General features: G+C 34.8%; 19 protein-coding genes and 2 tRNA genes. 8 read left to right on the forward strand and 13 right to left on the reverse strand.

Annotated elements, in window-relative coordinates; all coding sequences use genetic code 11:
* Positions 1 to 19: 19 nt before the first annotated feature.
* Positions 20 to 640 (reverse strand): hypothetical protein, encoded by a 621-nt coding sequence (locus ACLRVU_RS08760; protein WP_147551916.1) that lies wholly within the window; start codon positions 638 to 640, stop codon positions 20 to 22.
* Positions 641 to 788: 148 nt separating this feature from the next.
* A complete protein-coding gene (locus ACLRVU_RS08765; RefSeq protein WP_147551913.1) occupies positions 789 to 2747 on the reverse strand; it encodes a helix-turn-helix domain-containing protein in 1959 nt (652 codons plus the stop codon).
* A gap of 236 nt (positions 2748 to 2983) precedes the next feature.
* On the opposite strand from ACLRVU_RS08765, the gene ACLRVU_RS08770 reads away from it, so the two are divergent.
* Together ACLRVU_RS08770 and ACLRVU_RS08775 are read left to right on the forward strand one after the other, a co-directional pair.
* Positions 2984 to 3060: transfer RNA gene (locus ACLRVU_RS08770), tRNA-Arg, on the forward strand.
* Positions 3061 to 3808: 748 nt separating this feature from the next.
* Positions 3809 to 5050: an MFS transporter gene (locus ACLRVU_RS08775; protein WP_412096582.1), complete on the forward strand. Its 1242-nt coding sequence runs from the start codon at positions 3809 to 3811 to the stop codon at positions 5048 to 5050.
* A gap of 202 nt (positions 5051 to 5252) precedes the next feature.
* Here the strand turns inward: ACLRVU_RS08775 and ACLRVU_RS08780 are convergent, their stop codons facing one another.
* From ACLRVU_RS08780 to ACLRVU_RS08805, 6 genes are all read right to left on the reverse strand, one after another.
* The gene (locus ACLRVU_RS08780; protein WP_412891572.1) at positions 5253 to 6494 is read right to left on the reverse strand and encodes an HD domain-containing phosphohydrolase; all 1242 of its coding nucleotides are present in this window, start codon (positions 6492 to 6494) and stop codon (positions 5253 to 5255) included.
* Positions 6495 to 6659: 165 nt separating this feature from the next.
* Positions 6660 to 7793 (reverse strand): AI-2E family transporter, encoded by a 1134-nt coding sequence (locus ACLRVU_RS08785; RefSeq protein ID WP_147551904.1) that lies wholly within the window; start codon positions 7791 to 7793, stop codon positions 6660 to 6662.
* A 16-nt stretch (positions 7794 to 7809) separates the two neighbouring features.
* Entirely contained in the window at positions 7810 to 8388 is a 579-nt protein-coding gene (locus tag ACLRVU_RS08790) for a phosphatase PAP2 family protein (protein ID WP_147551901.1), read from the reverse strand.
* Positions 8385 to 8924, reverse strand: a complete 540-nt coding sequence (gene cysE / locus ACLRVU_RS08795; RefSeq protein ID WP_147551899.1) for a serine O-acetyltransferase — start codon at positions 8922 to 8924, stop codon at positions 8385 to 8387. Before cysE ends, ACLRVU_RS08790 begins: the two co-directional genes overlap by 4 nt.
* Positions 8925 to 9017: 93 nt before the next feature.
* Positions 9018 to 9731 carry a lysophospholipid acyltransferase family protein gene (locus tag ACLRVU_RS08800; RefSeq protein WP_147551897.1) on the reverse strand — a complete coding sequence of 238 codons (714 nt, stop codon included), beginning with the start codon at positions 9729 to 9731 and terminating at the stop codon, positions 9018 to 9020.
* A 1-nt stretch (position 9732) separates the two neighbouring features.
* Positions 9733 to 10206, reverse strand: coding sequence for a dihydrofolate reductase (locus ACLRVU_RS08805; protein ID WP_147551894.1), 474 nt, complete (start codon positions 10204 to 10206; stop codon positions 9733 to 9735).
* A 423-nt stretch (positions 10207 to 10629) separates the two neighbouring features.
* Between ACLRVU_RS08805 and ACLRVU_RS08810 the strand changes: the two genes are divergently transcribed.
* The 3 genes from ACLRVU_RS08810 to ACLRVU_RS08820 are packed head-to-tail and all read left to right on the forward strand — an operon-like array spanning position 10630 to position 12507.
* Positions 10630 to 11022 carry a GntR family transcriptional regulator gene (locus tag ACLRVU_RS08810; RefSeq protein WP_147551892.1) on the forward strand — a complete coding sequence of 131 codons (393 nt, stop codon included), beginning with the start codon at positions 10630 to 10632 and terminating at the stop codon, positions 11020 to 11022.
* Positions 11006 to 11866: an ABC transporter ATP-binding protein gene (locus tag ACLRVU_RS08815; RefSeq protein ID WP_147551890.1), complete on the forward strand. Its 861-nt coding sequence runs from the start codon at positions 11006 to 11008 to the stop codon at positions 11864 to 11866. Before ACLRVU_RS08810 ends, ACLRVU_RS08815 begins: the two co-directional genes overlap by 17 nt.
* Positions 11863 to 12507, forward strand: coding sequence for an ABC-2 transporter permease (locus ACLRVU_RS08820; protein WP_147551888.1), 645 nt, complete (start codon positions 11863 to 11865; stop codon positions 12505 to 12507). The genes ACLRVU_RS08815 and ACLRVU_RS08820 overlap by 4 nt, the downstream gene beginning before the upstream one ends.
* A gap of 96 nt (positions 12508 to 12603) precedes the next feature.
* Here ACLRVU_RS08820 and ACLRVU_RS08825 read toward each other — a convergent pair whose 3' ends face one another.
* Positions 12604 to 13263: a DUF1905 domain-containing protein gene (locus tag ACLRVU_RS08825; RefSeq protein WP_412096581.1), complete on the reverse strand. Its 660-nt coding sequence runs from the start codon at positions 13261 to 13263 to the stop codon at positions 12604 to 12606.
* Between the two features lie 208 nt (positions 13264 to 13471).
* Here ACLRVU_RS08825 and ACLRVU_RS08830 point away from each other — a divergent pair, with 208 nt between their 5' ends.
* The gene (locus ACLRVU_RS08830) at positions 13472 to 13936 is read left to right on the forward strand and encodes a MerR family transcriptional regulator (protein ID WP_147551886.1); all 465 of its coding nucleotides are present in this window, start codon (positions 13472 to 13474) and stop codon (positions 13934 to 13936) included.
* 86 nt (positions 13937 to 14022) lie between these two features.
* On the opposite strand, the gene ACLRVU_RS08835 is transcribed toward ACLRVU_RS08830, so the two are convergent.
* Positions 14023 to 15474, reverse strand: coding sequence for a GntR family transcriptional regulator (locus ACLRVU_RS08835; RefSeq protein ID WP_412096580.1), 1452 nt, complete (start codon positions 15472 to 15474; stop codon positions 14023 to 14025).
* A 144-nt stretch (positions 15475 to 15618) separates the two neighbouring features.
* Here ACLRVU_RS08835 and ACLRVU_RS08840 point away from each other — a divergent pair, with 144 nt between their 5' ends.
* Entirely contained in the window at positions 15619 to 17043 is a 1425-nt protein-coding gene (locus ACLRVU_RS08840) for an EAL domain-containing protein (protein ID WP_412842431.1), read from the forward strand.
* 188 nt (positions 17044 to 17231) lie between these two features.
* Entirely contained in the window at positions 17232 to 18866 is a 1635-nt protein-coding gene (locus tag ACLRVU_RS08845; RefSeq protein ID WP_147551881.1) for a potassium/proton antiporter, read from the forward strand.
* Positions 18867 to 19093: 227 nt separating this feature from the next.
* Here ACLRVU_RS08845 and ACLRVU_RS08850 read toward each other — a convergent pair.
* The 3 genes from ACLRVU_RS08850 to ACLRVU_RS08860 all read right to left on the reverse strand — a co-directional run bounded on the left by ACLRVU_RS08850 (position 19094) and on the right by ACLRVU_RS08860 (position 20583).
* Positions 19094 to 19169: transfer RNA gene (locus ACLRVU_RS08850), tRNA-His, on the reverse strand.
* A 248-nt stretch (positions 19170 to 19417) separates the two neighbouring features.
* Positions 19418 to 19582, reverse strand: coding sequence for a winged helix-turn-helix domain-containing protein (locus ACLRVU_RS08855; protein ID WP_412842434.1), 165 nt, complete (start codon positions 19580 to 19582; stop codon positions 19418 to 19420).
* A 200-nt stretch (positions 19583 to 19782) separates the two neighbouring features.
* The gene (locus ACLRVU_RS08860) at positions 19783 to 20583 is read right to left on the reverse strand and encodes a CPBP family intramembrane glutamic endopeptidase (RefSeq protein WP_147551879.1); all 801 of its coding nucleotides are present in this window, start codon (positions 20581 to 20583) and stop codon (positions 19783 to 19785) included.
* Positions 20584 to 20585: the final 2 nt, after the last annotated feature.

Genomic DNA, 20585 nt, shown 5'->3' on the forward strand with positions numbered 1-20585 from the left:
ATTTCTCCTATTTCTTTTATTATGACTGTGCAATAAGTGCTGCTTGATTGATCATAAAGACTTTAAATGCCTCATTTTCATCTTTGAAGTCAACTTCATTTAAAATCTTATCATTTAATTTAAAACCAAGACGTCCACCATCATAAAAATCAATGTAGATGACAGCTTCTTTTTTATCTTTGAGCGTTATATTTTTTATTTTTTCTTTAGCCACAGAAAAGAATTCATCTTCATTAAAATCCATTTTTACTGCGGACTGCGATGCATAGACATAAAAAAAGTAAAGGGTCTGATTATCATATGCAATCAGGTAATTACGGCTGCCGATTTCTGAACCGCGATACGAAGCACGTCCTGTCAGTGTGGTACGTATAACTGCTTTTGCGGCATTCTTTGCTAATGATTTAGCTTTATCCCCTGTCGTTTGACACATGCTGTTGGTGCTGTAGGCATAGGCAAACTTTACTTCCTTATCTTTTAAATAGTAATCCTGAATATACTGAAGCTGTGTCTTTACACTTTGAATGCGTTGATCTACTGCCCCCTTGCGACGTTTTTCTGTTACTTTTAATAGTACAAAAATAAGCACCGCAACAAAGACAAGCCATATGCTAATAAAAAAAATTGCTGGATTCTCCATTTTTTATTTCCTCCCCTATTTATGAGTGTTTTTGTTTAGTTTTTACCTCTTAATCAAGGCATCACTTTACTCCCATGTATATCCATTGTAAACATAAAAAAAATGAAAATATAGGAAAAGAATTTCACTTATACAAGTGAAATTCTTATTAAAGCATAGTTAATTTTTTCATGATCTGAAATAATGCTTCCTCACTGCGATCATTCCAAAGTAGTTCAAGTGAGCTTCTATCTGTTAATAAATGGTTTAAAAAGACATCATAAAAATGACATTTCTCTAAAGAATCCGGGTGGATCCAGCATATGACCAATATCTCTATCACCGTATTCTTCCATTGAAGCGGTCTTTTTATCTTTACTATGCCAAAACACTCTTGTAAGGGCATCTCAACAAAATGAAAATACCCGGTAGTTGAACAAAAGGTTCCATTAAATACCCAATTTTCTCGAGATAGGAAATTTTGATATTCTAATTGAACTTGACTTTTATCTTTATGACCATATAAGGCATTGAAAATATCCAGTATGGAATCCGCCTCTTCCAATTCAATAAAATAAGCCGACTGGAGCGGAGGAAAAAAAGCTTTATTTCTTCCTTCTACTTCCATTAATTTAAAATATAGTTCCTGATAATGACCATTTAGTATAGCCTCACTGTACAGCATCACCCCTTGATTCGTGAAATCTTCGCAATATTCCGGACTGCTGATTAAAAGATCATAATTTCTGACTTCTTTTATCTCCTTAATAAGATAACGTTCTTTTATTTCAATGGAATCAATGCAATGTGCAAAGTCTTGCTTAATCTTATTTACTAATGATAAAGCACTCATATAGCCGGAACTCGGAATAATCAGAATTTTTTGGCGTTTCACAACTGAGCGCTGCTGATTCAGCAATGCTTGAAATGTATAAGAAAACTGAACTACGTCTTCCTGACTGATACAACAGTCATCGCCCTCTCCCCTATTATTTAAAGTCAGATAGCTGAGTTCTAAAGAAACCAAGGATCTTAATATCCCCTTTAGGCGCCATTGCCGAAGCCATTTATTATCTTCATACATAGCATACTGTGATCGCACGACTAACGGATAGAGTGCAAATTGAAGATTATTGATAAAATCTTGAGGAAATGAACAAGTGGGCAGCATTTTTTGTAATTTTCGCAGCTGTTCCTTAGCACAGTTCAGGCTTTGTTTATAAAACCTGGGGGATTGTTTCATCTGCTGTATGGAATGAACATCTATATAGCAAAATAAAACGATGCTTAAATAATAGACTTCCGACTCATCCATCTCAAATATATTTTCTTCATGCAGACGTTTTTTTAATGACTGTACAATCTCGAAGCTTTCCCACGATGTAATCTCATCGATCTGTGACTGATCGAACTCTATTTTATGCCCCAGTTGAAAACGATGATAGGATAACAGCAGCTGATACATAAATTTCTCTAAATGAATATCCTTTATCGTATAAGATCGGCTGCTGATCAGTGTCAGCCATATATTTCTGATCTTACGGCGAGTCGTTTCTTCTATTTTAAAGTAGTTTTGATACATTTTATCTTTACGAATCAACATCGTTATATGATGATAGTAGCCATAGATATCCATGATGCAAAAACGCTGATGAAGCTCACTCCCGGTAATCTTAAAGCCATAATTCGCTTTACTGATGAGTATCAATTGATACCGCTGCAGCAAGTTTCGAATCTGATGAAAGGTTTTATTCAGAGAACGCTTATCGATAAACTGTGATGCTGCGATTTGATCTGCAGTAACATATTCCTGTTCAAAAAGAATAGAAATTGTTTGGTAAATTCGTATTTGTTCATCTGTTGGAATCTCACTGACATCCCCATAACTTCCTAATTGAGGTAAAAGTTCTTTTTGAAACTGCTGATCATCAATGATAAGAAGCTGATACCCTAACCCCCGTTTAGCTTTGATTTCAATTCCCATCTGATCCGCTTTTGACTGTATGATCAATATTTCGCTTTTTATCGTTCGATTGCTGACATGCAGATGACTAGAAAGTTCCTCACTTGTCATGATCCGATCCTGTTTCCACAATAAAAAAATCAACATAAACTGTCGTTGCGTCATTATTATCCCTCCAACATACTTGCTGTTACATTGTCATTATTCTATCATGAATGATATAAAATACAAATAGAAGGAAAGAAATATACCGACTTCAGCACTTCAAAGAGGAAATGGCAAGGTTGCTTTTTACTAAGGAAAATGCTAAAATAATAAAGCAAATAGAGATACAGACAGAAAGTATGCCCCTTGAGCTGCGAAGCTTGGAGGCTTGGCTTTTATTTAAACTCAATATTACTGGCGCATTAGCTCAGCTGGATAGAGCACACGCCTCCTAAGCGTGGGGTCGGGCGTTCGAATCGCCTATGTGCCGCCAATTTAAGATTATTTAGAGGTTTTCTTTGACCTCCTTCGGACATAAATCATATGTCCTTTTTTATTTAACATTATCAACGCTCAAACATCATTAGTGAACGATAACTTGCGTTTATGATATATAGTTGACTTATTCATCATAAAAAATTTAATAATAATTAAATATTGTGTATAAGTAAAATAGGTGTCAGTTCATTACCATTGACCCATTAGCACAAGTCCTGATGCCCATTTTTAATCAAACTTTTTTTACCTGTAAATACAGTCATTTAAGAAGTGCATTTTTATTTGGGACAGCACTTTTTTTAATTTTTCAGAGTCCAAATCGAGTGCTTTTATTCCTTTAGCCACAGACAAGACTTTACAAATTGATGCTTCTTATATTTTACCAAAGATCCTGTATATACTCTATAATTGTCTTTAAATGAGCTGTGAATTTCTTAAAAGTCCGTAAATTATTGGATCGTCGTTCATCCCTTAATTCTTTTGATCCCAATATTCTTCATATATTTTAAGCTTTAATCTCATGATGAATCACTGAAATTTTACTTTCAACACTTAGCTTATTGATGATCATATTTTTGTTTTAGCTATAAACGTATTTTCATTCCAATTTTGTATAATAATAAGCAATTGGTAAACCCTAATATTAAAATAACACACTATATCAACCTATGTTTTGACACCGTTAATGTAAACATGAAGATATTTATTACTGTATTACACTATCATAAGTTAGGAGAATGATTTTGAAAAAACAAATATGGAATTATGCCTGGGTTATTTTATTAGCTGTATCTTTAATAAGAGGGGTTGCAGGTGCCGGAATCAATACCTCCGCCGGGATTTTTTTAGCTCCTGTATCGAGGGATTTAGATGTCGGGGTAGGAAGGTTATCTCTATATCTGAGCATTGCCTCTATCGCAAATTTATTATGGCTCCCAATAGCCGGAGATTTGATAAATAAGATGAAAATAAAAAGAATCATTGTATTGAGCACATTACTGCAAGTAATCCCGTTTCTTTGTTTAGGTTATATGAATTCTGTTTGGGCATGGTATATTTTTGCGGTACCAATGGCAATCGGGGCAACCTTTTTAGTCAATCTGTTAGGTCCTATCCTCATTAATCGCTGGTTTCATAAAAATATAGGATTAGTTATGGGATTAATGATGATGATCAGCAGTCTCATGGGAGCTGTGTTTCAGCCTATGTTAACAGGTTTAATTGCCGCTAATGGGTGGCGCAGTACCTATGTCTTATTTGGTCTATTTGCTTTGATTTTTATTTTAGTTGTGGGTCTGGTATTCATTAAAGAAAATCCAGCATATCAAAAATCACAGCAAGCAAATAGTAAAAAAACAACCAAAACCACAGATAATAATAAAAAAAATAAGAATATCTTATCTAAAGTGATATTAAAATCACCGGCATTTTATTTATTATTATTGTTTATGGTCATTTTGACAGGCTTTGCTTCCTTTCAACAGCACGCGACTAATTTTGGCATAGCAATGGGATTAGACATCACTATTATTGGAAAAGCTCTTTCTTTATCCATGATGGGATCCGCAATAGGATCAGTTCTCATTGGAATTTCCAGTGATAAAATAGGGATTATAAAAACATGTGCAGGCATTATTACGATTGCTTTTATTTCCATTATATTATATAGGTTTGTTAATGGGTCTATCTTAATCTTTGCTTTCGCCTCTTTCTTACATGGTTTAGCGTCTTCATCCATTAGTGTTGTAGGTCCGCTTCTCACCATAGAGTTCTTCGGTCAAAAAGATTATCCAACAATATTCCCATTTGTTATGACTAGTCTCCCATTAGCGACCATCATATTACTACCGGCATATGGGTTCATCTATGATTATTTCGGAAATTATAATCCTGTATTTATATTCCTGCTTGGTGCTGTCATTATATCCGTATTTTGTTTACTGATCGGCTATCGAAGCAGTCGCCGCAGCATGATAAAGAACTAAACTCTCATCCCTGTTATTAAGATATGTTTTATTTATTACTTCCTGAAAACACAATGTAAAAGCTCTCCTTCACTGAGAGCTTTTTTCATTAAATGATTATAGATTCTCCTATTCTTAAAAAGCCACACAGATTTTTATTTGGATGACACCTTTTTATTTCAAGAAGCATTCAATTAAGAAATAACCTGCAAAGGCGGACACTCTAGTTTACTTTAGCACACTGATCTCTAAGTTCTAAGTAGTCTTTCAGCATATCCGCATATAACTGTTTGATTTTTTCTGTATTTTGTTGTACTTGAACCATTATTTCTTCATGATGAAGTACAAATACATGTACGATATCCACATCGATTTTTCCTTCCTCTGCCATCTCTTCTATAATAGAAATAGCTTTTGCAACAGAGAATTTTTCTTTATAGCTTCGTTTCCCTAATAAAGCACTAAGAATATCCGCAATCGCTACGATTCGATCCCCTAAAGTCAGTTCTTTGTTCGTTAAATGATGTGGATACCCGCTCCCATCTAATTTTTCATGATGACGCACTGCCATATTCAGCACATCTGTTTGAATATAGCCTTTTAGAATTTCTTCGGTAATCGAAACATGACGCTGCATTAACTGTGTCTCTTTGTCATCAAGTTTTCCTTGTTTTTCTAAGATGCTGATGGGAATTGCCCCTTTGCCAAGATCATGCAATAAAGCTCCATAATATAATTTATTCATTTCTACTGAATTTAATTGATACTGCTTTCCCAATTCAATCGCAATGGCTGTGGTTGTAATCGTATGCAAAACTGTAAATTCACTTCTAAAATCAATCGAGTAAGCAAGCATTTCAAGATAACCTCTGCGTTCATCCTCACCTAAATAAATTGTTTGATAAAGAGCGTTCATTTTATCTTGATACATCATATTTTCTAAAGCGTGTATGAGGACATGGTCTTTATTTAAAGCTTCAAATGCTTTGACCTGCAAAGGATCAAACTGTCCGCTTTGATGAAGTAATAAGGTCAGTGAGGCTCCTTGTTTAACGGCAACATCGATGCGGTCACACAGATGGATCAAAGAAGCAATCTTTTTATTTGAACATCTTGTTTTCATTAGTTTTTCATAGGACATATGATGATACAAAACACAATCTGAATTCTTTTTCAAAGGAGACAGCCTAGACAAAAATAAATAGCCATAAATAGCATGTTCCCAGACATCTTTACTCTCAAAACTTAGCAAGGCATCCATATCATCTGTTTTATAAGCCCCGATATCATGAAGCAATGCGAGTTTTGCAACATGCAGATATTCTTCCTGAGGAACCTTCAGATAAGACATGATTTCCAGACAAAGAAAAGCAACCCGTTCGCCATGATCCACTAAGCGGTTATCCAGTTTATTCAGCATTGTTTTTAGAATAACGATGACTTCTTGGTCTTTTATGATGTTCATATTTTTTCCTCTCTATCCTTACTATCTGTTTTTTAGTATACACTAGATACCCTTCATTTGAAATAAAATTAGTCTAGAGAAAGAGATAAAAATATGGATTTGTTTCATTTTTATTTCAAGATGCCTATAGATTTAAAAACCTCCGTCTTTAAACGAAGGTTATGTTTATTCGATATCATCGATTTGTTTCTGTTTAGAGGTCTCTGCCTGATAATCCCGCACTTCTAAAATAATCATTCGAATGACAGCAATCAGCGGTACACCTAAGAACATTCCTAAAAAGCCAAATAATCCGCCAAACAGGGTAATCGCAAAGATGATCCAGAAAGGACTGATCCCTACCGAATCGCCTAAGATTGCGGGTCCTAAGATTAAACCATCGAACTGCTGCAAAGCAAAGATAAAGATCGCTACCCAGATCGCTGTGATAGGATTCATGACAATCAAAGTGATAATGACTACCGGGATTCCACCAATGAACGGACCAAAATAAGGAATCATATTGGTTACCATAATAATTAACGCCAGCATAAAGGCAAATTTCAAATTCAATAATGAAAAACCAATATAAGCAATAATCCCGATAATCAAGGAATCGACCGCTTTTCCATAAATAAAATTAGAGAAGATCACATGAACCTTACGAACATAATAATGAATCAAAGAGATCTTCTTTTGATCAATAAACATTCCCATGAACTGATCAAAAATACGCATCAAGTTTCTTCTTTCAAAAAGCACATAGGGACAAATGACAATCCCCATCACCCAAGAAAGGAGTACACCAGCGGTGTTGATTGCCCCCTGAGCATATTTTAAAACATCAAAGTTCAGCAAGCGATCAAAAGGAATTTGAAAATCATTAAATGTAGACTGCAAGAAAGCAACCAGTTTAGGATCACTAAACGTTGACGTTACCAACTGATCAAACTGTTCCACATATTGCCCGGATTTACTGATAAAGTCCATCACATTATTAACTGTAAGTGGAATCAAATATAACAGTAAGATCGCTAAAAGAAGCAAAAAGGCAAAATAAGTGATAAATACGCTCAAAGATAAACGCCTTTCAATCACCCAAGGCTTTTTCGTTTTTTCCAGTATTCTTTCCATCTTCTTACAAAGCGGATATAGGAAATACGCTAATGCCCCACCTACAATAAACGGTGTTAATATCGTTAATATCATTTTAAAGACATCATAAATTATATGTAAACTATCAAAGGTTTTGTAGAATACAATCACAGCTGCGGCTAATAAAAACCACTCTAAATAATGTTTAAATTTCTCTTTAGACAATCTTTCCACCTCTTTGCTAGTAGTCTAGCATTTTCTTAAATACTTTTTCATACATTACAGCTAATAATATACCACCAAATACAGCTCCCGCCAATACATCACTGAAATAATGCACATGCAGATAGATTCGCGTAAATGCAATAATCGGAATCATTGCCCAAGAGGCATAACTGAATACTCTTTTATATTTCAAGTTACTATGAGCAAACATAATCCCTAGCATCCCGTAAAACATGACGGAGCAGGTTGTGTGGGAACTGGGAAAACTAAAACCAGTTTCAACCGCTAGGCGATCCAACGGTCTTGGTCTTTGAACAATATTTTTTAAAGTATAGTTCATTAAAAATCCAAAACTGCTGTTAAGTGTCAAAACTAAACCCAGTCTTCTTTTAAAGACAATGAGAAGAACACAAATGATTCCATAAAATGTCCCAGATCCTAAATTAGTAATATTGATGATAAACTGATTGGTTTTAGGGGACTGTAATAAAGATACATAATCATAGATCTGATTATCCAAAGGTAAAATGATATTTGTCTTTACCAAGATCAATATTACAATTAATACTAGCCATGCCATTATCCACTTCTTCATTTGGATTCTTTCCTCACTCTTTCTCCATCTTTTTTAACAATACACGCCGGTATTCCCACAACGGTACAATTAGGAGGAACATTCCTCAAAACCACCGCCTGTGCGCCTACGATAGAATCATTGCCAATCGTAATATTCCCAATTACTTTAGCGCCCGCACTCACCATTACCCGATCCTCTAAAGTAGGATGACGCTTAAGTGTCAGTGGTCCTGTCCCGACACCGCCGAGCGTTACACCCTGATATAAAGTACAGTCATTTCCAATCACCGTTGTTTCTCCGATTACCACTCCATGTCCGTGATCAATAAATAAACGTTTTCCGATCTCTGCTCCCGGATGAATTTCAATTCCCGTTATAAAACGAGCTAGCTGACTAATAAAGCGTGCCAGTATCTTCAGATGTCCTTTCCATAAAGTATGGGCAATACGATAAAAAAATAACGCATGAACCCCAGGATAATTTAATAAGACATTCCATCTGTTTTTTGCTGCCGGATCGGTCTCTAAGATCTTTTTGACAAGACTCTTTTCCACATAGATCTCTCCTTGTTTGTCATTTAACCATGTTTCATTCACTTTTACAAATGATGTTATAGTTATATATATGAAAAAAGGAGAAAGATGCTCCTATTCTCCCAATACCTCATCCATTTTCTCTTGAATTCTTGATTGTACTAATTTTGCGATATCCACAGTTGACATTTCTTCATATTCTTCTGGATAAATAGGTTTCAAGTAGTGAACCTGAGCGGTAACTTTCGCAATTGTATTTGTATCAAACGGTTTATAGCAGTCAATACATGCTACCGGCACGATTGGTTTTTTTGCTTCTACCGCTGTTTTAAATGTTCCGCCTTTAAATTCCCCCATCTTATTCCCTTCACGTGAACGTGTACCTTCCGGGAAAATAAAGTAAGTACGTCCTTCTTTCAACTCTTTTGTTACCTGTCTGATAATTTTGACTGAACCGCGGATATCATTGCGATCCATTGCCTGTGCCTGATCGATTACTGCAATTTGCTTTACGATTGGAGCTTTTAACAGCTCCTTTTTGATGACTGCTGTTGTTGGTCTTTTATGTGTTACCGCAATAATCACCGGATCAAAAAGTCCCTGATGATTAGGAGCCATCAAATAACCGTCTTCTTTTGGCAACTGCTCTAAACCTGTACAAACAATCTCCACCCGCCCCGCTCTTGCTACATCAGTTAAAAATTTATTGATAAAGCCATATCTTTTTTCTATTGGAAACTTATCTACCTTCTGTAATCGTTTCAATTGAATTAAATAGTACGGTATTTTCCAAAACAACCGCAATACAATGAGTGCTATTCTTTTCATTCTATTTGATCCTCCTATACTTTTTTAAAATGAAAGTCTCTTTTTCTACTTCTTCTATACACTTAAACCGATCCTCTTTAATTACCGGAAAATAGGCATCACCCGTATAATCACCCGGAATATAAGAAACAATCAGCTCGTTAGCTAAATCAAGGGTCTGTTGATAAACAGATGCTCCTCCGCAAATATAAATGTCTTGATCTTTCTCATAATCTTTCAGCAAAGTTTCTAAATCATGACAAACCTCAGCATTGAGATTTTCAAGATCATGTGCCTTGCTTACTATGATCGTTTTTCGTTTTGGCAGCGGTTTGCCAATCAACTCAAACGTTTTTCTTCCCATCAGAATAGTCTGATTCAAGGTTGTTTCTTTAAAATGTTGAAGATCTTCGGCATTATGCCACGGCATCCCCATTCTTCCTTGAGCGCTTCCAATCAAGTTATTTTTATCCATTGCCACGATGATTTTAATCATAGTCTCTACCTCTTTATTGAAATCATTTACCATTATAGCATAACTTATTCAAACTGTGAAACCAAATTCACAGATTCCTAATGCAACTATTTTTTCATAAATTCACCCTATTTCAGCTTTAAAAATGAAAAGAATCGAACAGCGCGTTTCATCCTCTGAAAATAATCAGGTTCACATACAAAATCCTTTTATAATACTAGTAGAAAATAAAAGCAATCACGTTTCCACTCGGTACTCCATACATTCTATAAATTAATTTACACGTCCTAAAATCAATGAGTTCACCGGGTTTAGCCAGAAAAATCAACTGCTGTACAGTGGTTGATTTTTATTATACGCAAAAATTTATCATTATGAGATTGACAACTGTACATGCACAGACTATACTGTATATGTACAGTAAGTACAGTTAGGAGGGAAAATGTGGAGATCATATTAAGCAATAGTTCAAATAAAGCTATTTATGAACAAATCGTTTCACAAATCAAAGCGATGATCATGAATGGAACATTAAAACCGGGTGATTCCTTGCCTTCTATTCGCGGTTTAGCCAAATCTTTGCATATCAGTGTCATTACTTCCCAACATGCTTACGAAGATTTAGTTCGAGACGGCTTCATTGAAACGGTTGCCGGCAAAGGCACTTTTGTTTCTCATCAAAACAAAGATTTTGTACGTGAAGAACAACTGCGAATACTGGAAGCAAAAGCAGAAGAGTTAGTGGAAGACGCAAAAATGAATGGTATTCAACTTTCTCAATTAATTGAAACCATTACATTATTATATAAGGAGGATGAAAATGGACACAATTCTTGAATTAAAGAATATTAATAAAAAATTTGATGATTTTCAATTGAAAGATGTCTCAATCACCGTTCCCAAAGGAATGATCGTCGGTCTGATTGGTGAAAATGGGGCTGGAAAATCAACAATTATCAATATAATAGAAGGATTATTAAAAGAAGACAGCGGGGAAATATATGTCTTTAATCAAAATCTCAGAGAACATGAAAAAACGCTTAAACAAGACATTGGCATTATTTACGACAGCTGTCACTATAATGAAAAATTTAAGTATTCGGATCTTGGCAAAATGATGAGTCTGATCTATCATCAGTGGGATCATGAAAAATATCTTGAATATATCGAACGCTTCTCACTGCCTAAGAGTAAAACAATTTCCCAGTATTCAAAAGGAATGAAAATGAAGCTATGTTTTGCCGTCGAGCTGTCTCATCATCCTAAATTATTAATCTTAGATGAAGCAACCAGCGGGCTGGATCCCATTGTTCGAGATGAGATTCTAGAAATCTTGCAGGAATTTATTATGGATGAAGCCCATAGCATATTGATGTCTTCTCATATCACCAGTGATTTAGATAAAATAGCAGATTATATTACATTTATCCATAATGGTGAAATCTTATTAACCAAAACCTATGATGATATTCAAAGTCATTACGGTCTTATCCGCTGCGGACAAAAGATCTTTGAAACCCTGCCGCAAGATGAAATATTAGCATATAAAAAAGAGGATTTTGAATATAAGGTATTAGTGGAAAACAGACAGGATTTCCAAAAGACCTATCAGGATATTGTCATTGACAAAGCAACAATTGAAGACATTATGCTGATGTATGTAAGGGGGATAAAACTTTGAAAGCATTAATATATAAAGATTTGTTCGTTTTAAAACAAAAAAGTCAGCTTGCAACACTTTTTCTTAATTTAGCAATAATGATTCCTATTGGCTTTTTCTTTCAAAATTTATACGGGTTAGCCCTGATTGTGGTTTTATCTTATCCGATTGGCGGCAGTGCTTTTATACAAGTGGTAATGGAAAAGGAAGAACGGACTAATTTTGACAAGACCATCATCTCTCTGCCTGTCACTAAGGCTGAAATCATTCTAGCTAGATATATTACCTCTTTTATCTTCTTTGGAATTCATATGCTGTTTGGGCTTCTATATACTTTGATTCATATCTATGTCATCCAATCCGTCAGTTTAGAATTAGGTTTGCTTTTATGGGGAGTAGGCATCTTGATTGGAACTCTGATGATCTCTATTAACAATGTCGGCTATATCCTACTAGGGGCAAGAAAAGGAACATTCGTTTATATGATCATTTTAGGTCTTTCCATCTTCGTCTATTTAGTGACTTTTCTTGGTTTTGACATGAAACAGATTCTGACTTTGAGTTCTACCGTATTGATGATAATCGCCTGTATCGCAACGATCCTTAGTCTGATCATCAGTTATCTTGTTTCACTAAAAATATTTACTCGCAAATATTCATAATAAAAGACAAAAAGAGTTGAAAAGAAATCATACTGTATTTCCCTAAACTCTTTTTATTATTGAAGATTTATCTTATTCGTATGATCTAAACTGCAGCTACTCTGTATTGATTTTTAGATAGCTGATGATATCTTGCTCATCAGGCTGCGTCTCCCCATAGTATTCCCCATGGTAATACAAAGCAAAATGACTTCTTCTTTCATCCCTTATATTCACGATACAGCATTTTGGCAGTTCCACAGTTTTGCCTCTAGTATAAATAATTCTTTCCTCATAGGAGATTCCAAAATAATCCAGCGTTTCCAACAGCTTAGAAAAAGAACACTGCCATGCCTTTGCCTGCATAATTTCTGATACCTCCTCAACACTCAGTCCAGTCAGCATCGCAATGCATTGCTGACCGCAGTAGCCGGCTTTAGGATAAGTCAATCTTTTAATATCAGTGATCTTTCGTATGGGATTTTGCAATGTATAAGGACTGTTTCGATTGATTCGAGTTAAATAGCTGATAACGTTAAAAGAAACATTGAATTTAGTGTCACAATTCAACATTTTCAATATCGATTTTTTAATCGGAATATAATAAAAACCGTCTCCTTTAGGAATCAGCCTGCATTCAAAATCACAGCCTTGAATAGTTACTTCTACCGCAATATTGCCTTTTTGACCACAGATTTCCCAAACATTGAAGGGAATATCAATAAAACAGCGATTCCCCTGCTTAAAGACTGTACCAATAAATGTATGTATCATCATGCTGTCTCCTCTTCTTTAATTTATTCTCATCATATCCTAACTTTACCTTATTCATAATTCCATTATAGCAAAATCTCAATTGTCCGTCATGGTGAATATTTCTTCCTTCTTTAAAAATTTCTGAGATTGTAGGACAGGATAGCCTATGCTATAATTAGGATAGTTGAATTAAAGTTAACTTTAAATATTATTTGAGGAGGAAAACCACATGTCCTATACCATTGGAGAAGTTGCAAAGAAAATGAATGTCGCTCCTTCTACACTTCGCTATTATGATAAAGAGGGGCTTCTACCTTTCATTCAGCGCAGTGAAAACGGAATTCGTTATTTCACAGAGAAAGACTTTGAAATTCTTTCTGTCATCCATTGCCTGAAACAAGCCGGAATCTCAATCAAGGATATTAAACGTTATATCGATATGATTGGTGAAGGAGATCAAAGCATTGATGCACGCTTAGAATTATTCAAAAAAGAAAAAGCATCCGTAGAAAACAGAATTCTGGAAATGCAAAGAACACTCGCGATACTAGAATATAAATGCTGGTATTATGAAACTTCTAAAAAAGACGGAACGATGGCTTATGTCGATCACATGACACCTGAAGAAATGCCGGAAAAATATGCGAAGATAAAACGAGATCTGGAAAAACTAGATATTGTCCCTTCTAAATAGAAAAGGATGGTATGATTATCATGAAAAGGTTTGCTTTCTATTGACAAGGAAACAAACCTTTTCATATTGCGAATAGTATTTACTCTTTATCTAATTAAAGGGATCTTGATTTTTTTAGCTTCCAATAAACCATAATAAACGATATGTTCTCTGACAAATTCTAATATATACTTAAAACATTCTGTTAATTCCCAAGTAAATGCTTCTTTTTGCCCCTTCAGCAGGAATTGAAGGGCTTTTTTGCTTTTATCAGCCACAACTATTTCACTCTTGATCCCTTTTTCAAAGAAGGAATAATAATAGCCATAACGGCAGATTTCTCTTAACTGAATAAATATTTCCCGATAAGGCTGTAATGAAAGGTGATCGATCAAACATTGATAGAGGTCATCGATAAAGATATGATCCTGCTTAAAAGACTGTTCGATAAGATACTGTTTCGTTGTTTCTTCGATCGAATCAAAGCACATTCTGCTGGCTTGCGGTAAGACGATAATCAGTAATTGCAGTGCATTTAAATACAGAAGTGTATTTTGACGCAACAAGCGATCCCTCATACATTTATGTGCCGTCTCTTCATCTTGCAGCATGACTCGGGTTCCTTTTCCATTGATCGTTTCGGCATATCCCAGCTTATTTAATAAAGACAATGCTGATCGAACTGTAGATAAACCAACATGATAATATTCTGTGAGTTTTCTTTCAGAGGGCAAAAAGTGATTCAACGGATATTCTCCAAGAGAAATCTTATCAATCAAATCATGAACGATACGCATATAAAAATGATCCTGCCGATAATTTACAGTCCACTCGAATGGCTGCGCTTCTTCTACTCCCTCACTTTGATGATCTTTCGACATCGTCGACAGTCTCTCTTTTACGATTGCAGTTTGTGTATTTAATATTTGCGAAAAGCGATGGATCTGTTCATCTTGATCCTCTAGCAATAAAGTATTCAAGAACTCCTCTGCTCCTTTTTTCGAAGAATCAAAGAGTAAACGGTTAATCTGATCCTCTTGGTTTAAGAAAGAAAGTTTTGCATATACCTCCATATCGCAGATTAAATCATAGAAAAGAGGATTGCCTGAATGACGGAATAGTTCCTCTATACAGGATTGATACCATTTTTTAGGATTCTTCTGTTTTAACCATTTATTAGAAGAATATCGTTTCACCAGTTCACATAATTCTTCCTTTTCATACTGCTCAAGTGAAAAAGACAAAAGCAAGGGGAGTATAACCGCCATCGACTGATACGTCTCAATTACAAAGGACTGCTGATGAAACAGATGGGACATAATCTGTTGATCTTCATCTCCCTGATAGCTCACATACAATCCTTTCCGTTCTTCTCCTATAATGTAGCCCTCAGCTTTTAATTGATGAATGACATTCTTTACCGTTCGCTTACCCACATGATACATTTCCATCATTTGACTTACAGAAGGCAGTTTCTCCCCATTATAAAATCGTTTCGTTAAAATTTGTTCCTTTAAACGCTCATAGACATGATCGAATAATGTTTGCTTATGCTGCATCATTTCCTCCTAAAAATAAGATTATTAATATTATAGCCATATCTCTCCTTTTTACAATCCAGCTATATCTAAATGGGCCCAGATTGATTATTGATGTTCAAAAAATTTGATGATATTATTCATGTGTCAAAGGTGATGAGAACAATGAAACTGCTTTTTACGATTTTTAATGGTATTAAAATAGTTCAATATAATATCTACATTATTTTTCTGATTCTTTTTTTGCTTGCCAGTATTTTTTTGATGAGTGGCTGTTTCGTTCAAAAAAGACGAAAACATTTAAAAATACAGGCTGTTCAAGATCCTATAACAAAAGGCATCAGCATGACAGCATTCGCTCAACAATATGAAAAAATGGTTTTACAGTCTCCGCCGTTCACCTATACCATGGTATTTATGAATATGAAAGGATTTAAATGGATCAACGAGAAGTTCGGTTCAGAAATCGGCGATCAAATCTTATTCGATCTCTATCATATTTTAGAGACTCATGTTTATACCCATGAGTTTCTATGCCGTAATAATTCGGATTGCTTTTTTCTTTGCCTCAAGGAACATGAACCAAATAAGATTCGTCAGCGCTTAACCGATATGATTAAAAACATTAACACCTTTTCTAAAAAAACAGAGAATGACTATTCTTTTTATCTAGGCGCTTATCTCATTGATGATCTCACTATAAATGCCAGAATAGCACAAGACCGTTCACGCATTGCCTGCTATCAAAAAGAAAACGTAAATTACTGCTATTTTTATGAAGAAAAATTGACCGGTCAACTCGATAGAGAGTACGAATTGAATCAAATATTTGAAACCTCTTTGAATAATCATGAATTTATTCTTTACTTTCAGCCAAAAATCAAGTTGAGCGATAATTCTATTGCCGGTTTAGAAGCTCTCGTTCGTTGGCAGCACCCAATAAAAGGAATGATTACTCCCCAAGTGTTTATTCCGTTGTTTGAAAAAAACGATAAAATCTGTCAGCTGGATTTATTTGTCTTTGAACAAGTCTGTCAATACTTAAACGAATGTCAAAAGAAACAAAAAACAATGTATCCGATTTCGGTCAATTTATCCCGCGCTCATTTCAAAAGACCTTATTTCTTAGACGCTTTCTCTCAGATAAAAAGAAAATATGATATTCCTGACAGATGGATTGAATTTGAATTTACTGAATATACCTTTTTTGATAAAGAACAGCGAAAGACAGTAAAAAAAGCAATTGAGGAAATGCATCAGTCTGGTTTCCTATGTTCTCTCGATGATTTTGGCGTTGGCTTTTCAGCGTTAGCTCTTTTAAAAGATTTTGACGTAGACTGTATCAAATTAGACCGTGAATTCTTTATCGATATCGAAAATTCAAAAGCGCAAACGATTATATCCGGCTTTATTTCCATCGCCAAAGAATTAGGAATAAAAGCCGTTGCCGAAGGTATTGAAACAGTAGACCAAATCGCTATACTAAAGCAATGCGGTTGTGAGATCGTTCAAGGCTATTATTTTGCCAGTCCGATGCCTCTTGACCAATTGGAGGTCTGGCTTGAAAATTTTAAACCTCATTCTTTATAAACTCCGGATACGGTTCAGTTATCACCTTAGAGTATCCTATTCAGTAAAAACAGCAGAACGTAATATTCTGTTGTTTTTTAATAATTTATTATTCTGTCGTTTTTACTTAAATTTATATATTATATTTTTATGATATAACATATTATAAATGTTTTTATATGTTATAATTAAAAAAAGGAGGAGATTCGATGAATACAATATTGCTTGTAGGAGCCATCGTTATTATCATCTGTATTTTATGCAGCAAGCTCTCTGATAAATTTGGTATCCCCGTTCTTTTCTTTTTTATTTTACTGGGAACAATCTTTGGAAGCGATGGCATATTTAAGATTCCATTCGAAGATTTCCAATTTGCTGAAGATATATGCAGTGTCGCTTTAATCTTTATTATTTTTTATGGCGGATTCACAACCAATTGGGCACACGCTAAAAAGGTTGCACCCGTTTCCATACTCCTCTCGTCCGTCGGGGTTCTGCTGACGGCTTTACTCACTGGCTTTTTCTGTTACTTTGTTCTTCATTTTGAATGGCTTGAAAGTATGCTGATTGGAGCCGTTCTTTCCTCAACCGATGCCGCCAGTGTTTTTTCTGTTCTTAGAAGTAAGAAGCTGAATTTAAAATATAGAACTGCCTCTTTGCTGGAATTGGAAAGCGGAAGCAACGACCCATGGGCATATACGATTACTATTATTATCCTATCTTTAATGTCGCAGAAGTTAACGTCGTTTGATATTTTTTCAATTGTTTTTTCACAAGTGGTTTTTGGTGTCTTGTTTGGGACAGTTATCGCTATTCTTTCTAAGAAGATTATGTCTTCTGTTCGCTTTGAAGTGTCTCAGTTTGCTCCCCTGATCATGGTTGCGATTGCCATTCTCTCCTATGCCCTTCCTACTTCCTTTAACGGAAATGGCTATATCAGTGCTTATATTGTAGGAATAGTATTGGGAAACTCGGAGATTGGTGATAAAAAAGAACTTGTCAGCTTTTTTGACGGCATTGTCGATCTCTTTCAAATCTTTCTGTTCTTCTTATTGGGACTGCTGGCATTTCCATCACAAATTCCAAACAGTCTGCTTCCTGCTTTAGCGATCGCTGTATTCATCACTTTGATTGCCAGACCGATTGCAGTTGGAATTATCATGAAACTATTCAAGTGTCCGCTCGAGCAAATCGCTTTAGTAAGCTTTTCCGGACTGAGAGGTGCAACATCTATTATCTTTGCGATCATGGTGACAGCTTCTCCTACCTATACCAATAACGATATTTTTCACATCGTTTTCTTCATCGTTCTTTTGTCCATTGCGATTCAAGGGACATTACTGCCCTATCTATCTTCAAAATTAGCGATGATTGATAATCATGAAGATGTATTAAAAACATTTACGGACTATAGCGATGAAAAGAACATTCAATTTCTAACATTAAAAATGCAGGAGAATCATCCTTGGGTCGATGCATATATCAAGGATATTGTGTTACCGCCGCAGACTCGCATTGTAATGATTAACCGTAAAGATATAAAAATAACACCTAAAGGAAATAGAAAAATAGAAAAAGATGATGAATTGGTGATCAGTGCCTTTGAAGCTCAAACAGAAGACGATCTAAAACTATCAGAAATTATCCTTGATGAAGATCATCATTGGCTGAATACTTATCTGCGAGATATAAAAATAGATCACGGACTGATTGTTCTGATCCAACGAGATAATCAAATCATAGTGCCTCATGGTGATGTCCTGCTTTTAAATGGGGATATGATCGTCATTGCCCATAGCAGTAAAGGACACCTGTTAGACAAGATGATTCTTGATATCGAATAGTGTCACCAGTTTCATTTTTGAAGAAATTGTAATTTTTCATTCAGTTATCTTAATACTCCTGTATTTTCCCTTGATACTACTAATAATATAAGATTAACAAAAATAATAGTGTCTTTAGAATAAGCTAATAAAATCAGCTATATAAATGGCTAATCCTTTTAATAAAAAAAAATCAACTGCTTAAACAGTTGATTGCTTTTATATATTTGCTGATGTTAGTTTTAAAATGGGGCGACCGATGGGAATCGAACCCACGAATGTCAGAGCCACAATCTGATGTGTTAACCACTTCACCACGATCGCCATATCGCTCATCAGCAAAAAATATTATAGTATAAAACTTATTACTTGTAAAGCATAAAATGACATTTTTTAAAATTTCTTTGTGATTATATCTTTAAAAAAAGAAGCACAGGAACTGTTCAACGATTGCAGCGAATATGAAATACGTATGCTGGTTAATTTGATGAAAGTAACAAAGACTTCCATGCGAACTGTAAAGCTATTTAAAATCATAATAATTGAGAATGAATAAAACCGAAACGTGTAGCTCACATGAATGATGTGAGGTTGCTTCCCTCTGGGACATTGTTATAGCTCCATATGCTTGCATATAGTTGGTCTTTTGTAAATACCTGCCCTTTGTGGCAAAAGAGAAAATACAACAGGTCAAATTCTTTAGCAGTTAGATATATGTTTTCTCCTTTATCATTAATAAAGGTTCTAGTAAAGAATCAATCTGAAATTCAACCGCTTGTTGTTTAATGAAAGCTGGAGAACTGGAAAGTTTAGAAGATAGCCATTCAACGGTTTGTTGGAAAATATGTTTCTCATTTTCTGTAAATTCTATAATTAATATTTTCCCACAATATCACCTTCTCTCGTTATATTTTTATATCCTTATGAATAATTTAATCTAGCCTTTAACTACTTCTTTAATCAATATCCAAAGTAGAAAAAGCGTACCACAGCTAACTGCAACTAGAATTATTAATTGGATTGTAATAGATGTTTGCGTGATTAGATACCAAACAAATTCACATAAGTTGCCTGCGATATGAACAATAATTGTAGCAGTTAATGATTTAGTAAGACTATAGCAAGCGGCGAAAATGACTCCTCCAATAAATGCAAATAATACAGTTATGAAACTTCCTGTCATAAGATGAACTGAAGCAAATAATGTGGCACTAATAATAATTGCTGATATAGTTGATAAATTCTGCAGCAATTTAGGCAAAATAATTTCACGAAAGCAAAGTTCTTCAGTGATAGGAGCGAAAACATAAATTGCCAAAATATAGACTAACCAGTTACCTTGTACCATTGTGTCCATAACCGGTATGCTTTGTAAAGCCGGAAATGCAGCAAATATACCATTCCACATTAATGAAAAACAAATTATAGAAAACAGTGCCCATTTAAAATATGAACATGATAAGCTGTTAACATCCATTTTGAAATTTATAACTATTTGTTTTTTTCTCTGTATTACAAATATAGTACAGAGAAATAAGAGGTTTCCAAAAATTGATAAAAATAGGGCATTATTAGAAATGATATCCAGTATCGATCTACTTATATCGATCAAATTGTTTTGTAAAGAACACCAAAGCCATATAACACTCATTGCCAATACATTAGCAGCAATTTGGCTTCCAATAAACAAGAGCACATAAAGCGTAGAGACACCTATAGATTCTATTCTTTTAACCATAT

Origin of the sequence: Beduini sp. (genome assembly GCF_047239305.1) — a bacterium.
Classification (GTDB): Bacteria; Bacillota_I; Bacilli_A; order Erysipelotrichales; family Coprobacillaceae; genus Beduini.

Excerpts from the sequence above, each read along its gene's own strand:
- ACLRVU_RS08760 (WP_147551916.1), bottom strand. The coding sequence starts at position 640 with ATGGAGAATCCAGCAATTTTTTTTATTAGCATATGGCTTGTCTTTGTT.
- ACLRVU_RS08765 (WP_147551913.1), bottom strand. The coding sequence starts at position 2,747 with ATGACGCAACGACAGTTTATGTTGATTTTTTTATTGTGGAAACAGGAT.
- ACLRVU_RS08780 (WP_412891572.1), bottom strand. The coding sequence starts at position 6,494 with ATGAACATCATAAAAGACCAAGAAGTCATCGTTATTCTAAAAACAATG.
- ACLRVU_RS08790 (WP_147551901.1), bottom strand. The coding sequence starts at position 8,388 with ATGAAGAAGTGGATAATGGCATGGCTAGTATTAATTGTAATATTGATC.
- ACLRVU_RS08800 (WP_147551897.1), bottom strand. The coding sequence starts at position 9,731 with ATGAAAAGAATAGCACTCATTGTATTGCGGTTGTTTTGGAAAATACCG.
- ACLRVU_RS08805 (WP_147551894.1), bottom strand. The coding sequence starts at position 10,206 with ATGATTAAAATCATCGTGGCAATGGATAAAAATAACTTGATTGGAAGC.
- ACLRVU_RS08815 (WP_147551890.1), top strand. The coding sequence starts at position 11,006 with ATGGACACAATTCTTGAATTAAAGAATATTAATAAAAAATTTGATGAT.
- ACLRVU_RS08825 (WP_412096581.1), bottom strand. The coding sequence starts at position 13,263 with ATGATGATACATACATTTATTGGTACAGTCTTTAAGCAGGGGAATCGC.
- ACLRVU_RS08830 (WP_147551886.1), top strand. The coding sequence starts at position 13,472 with ATGTCCTATACCATTGGAGAAGTTGCAAAGAAAATGAATGTCGCTCCT.
- ACLRVU_RS08835 (WP_412096580.1), bottom strand. The coding sequence starts at position 15,474 with ATGCAGCATAAGCAAACATTATTCGATCATGTCTATGAGCGTTTAAAG.
- ACLRVU_RS08840 (WP_412842431.1), top strand. The coding sequence starts at position 15,619 with ATGAAACTGCTTTTTACGATTTTTAATGGTATTAAAATAGTTCAATAT.
- ACLRVU_RS08845 (WP_147551881.1), top strand. The coding sequence starts at position 17,232 with ATGAATACAATATTGCTTGTAGGAGCCATCGTTATTATCATCTGTATT.
- ACLRVU_RS08860 (WP_147551879.1), bottom strand. The coding sequence starts at position 20,583 with ATGGTTAAAAGAATAGAATCTATAGGTGTCTCTACGCTTTATGTGCTC.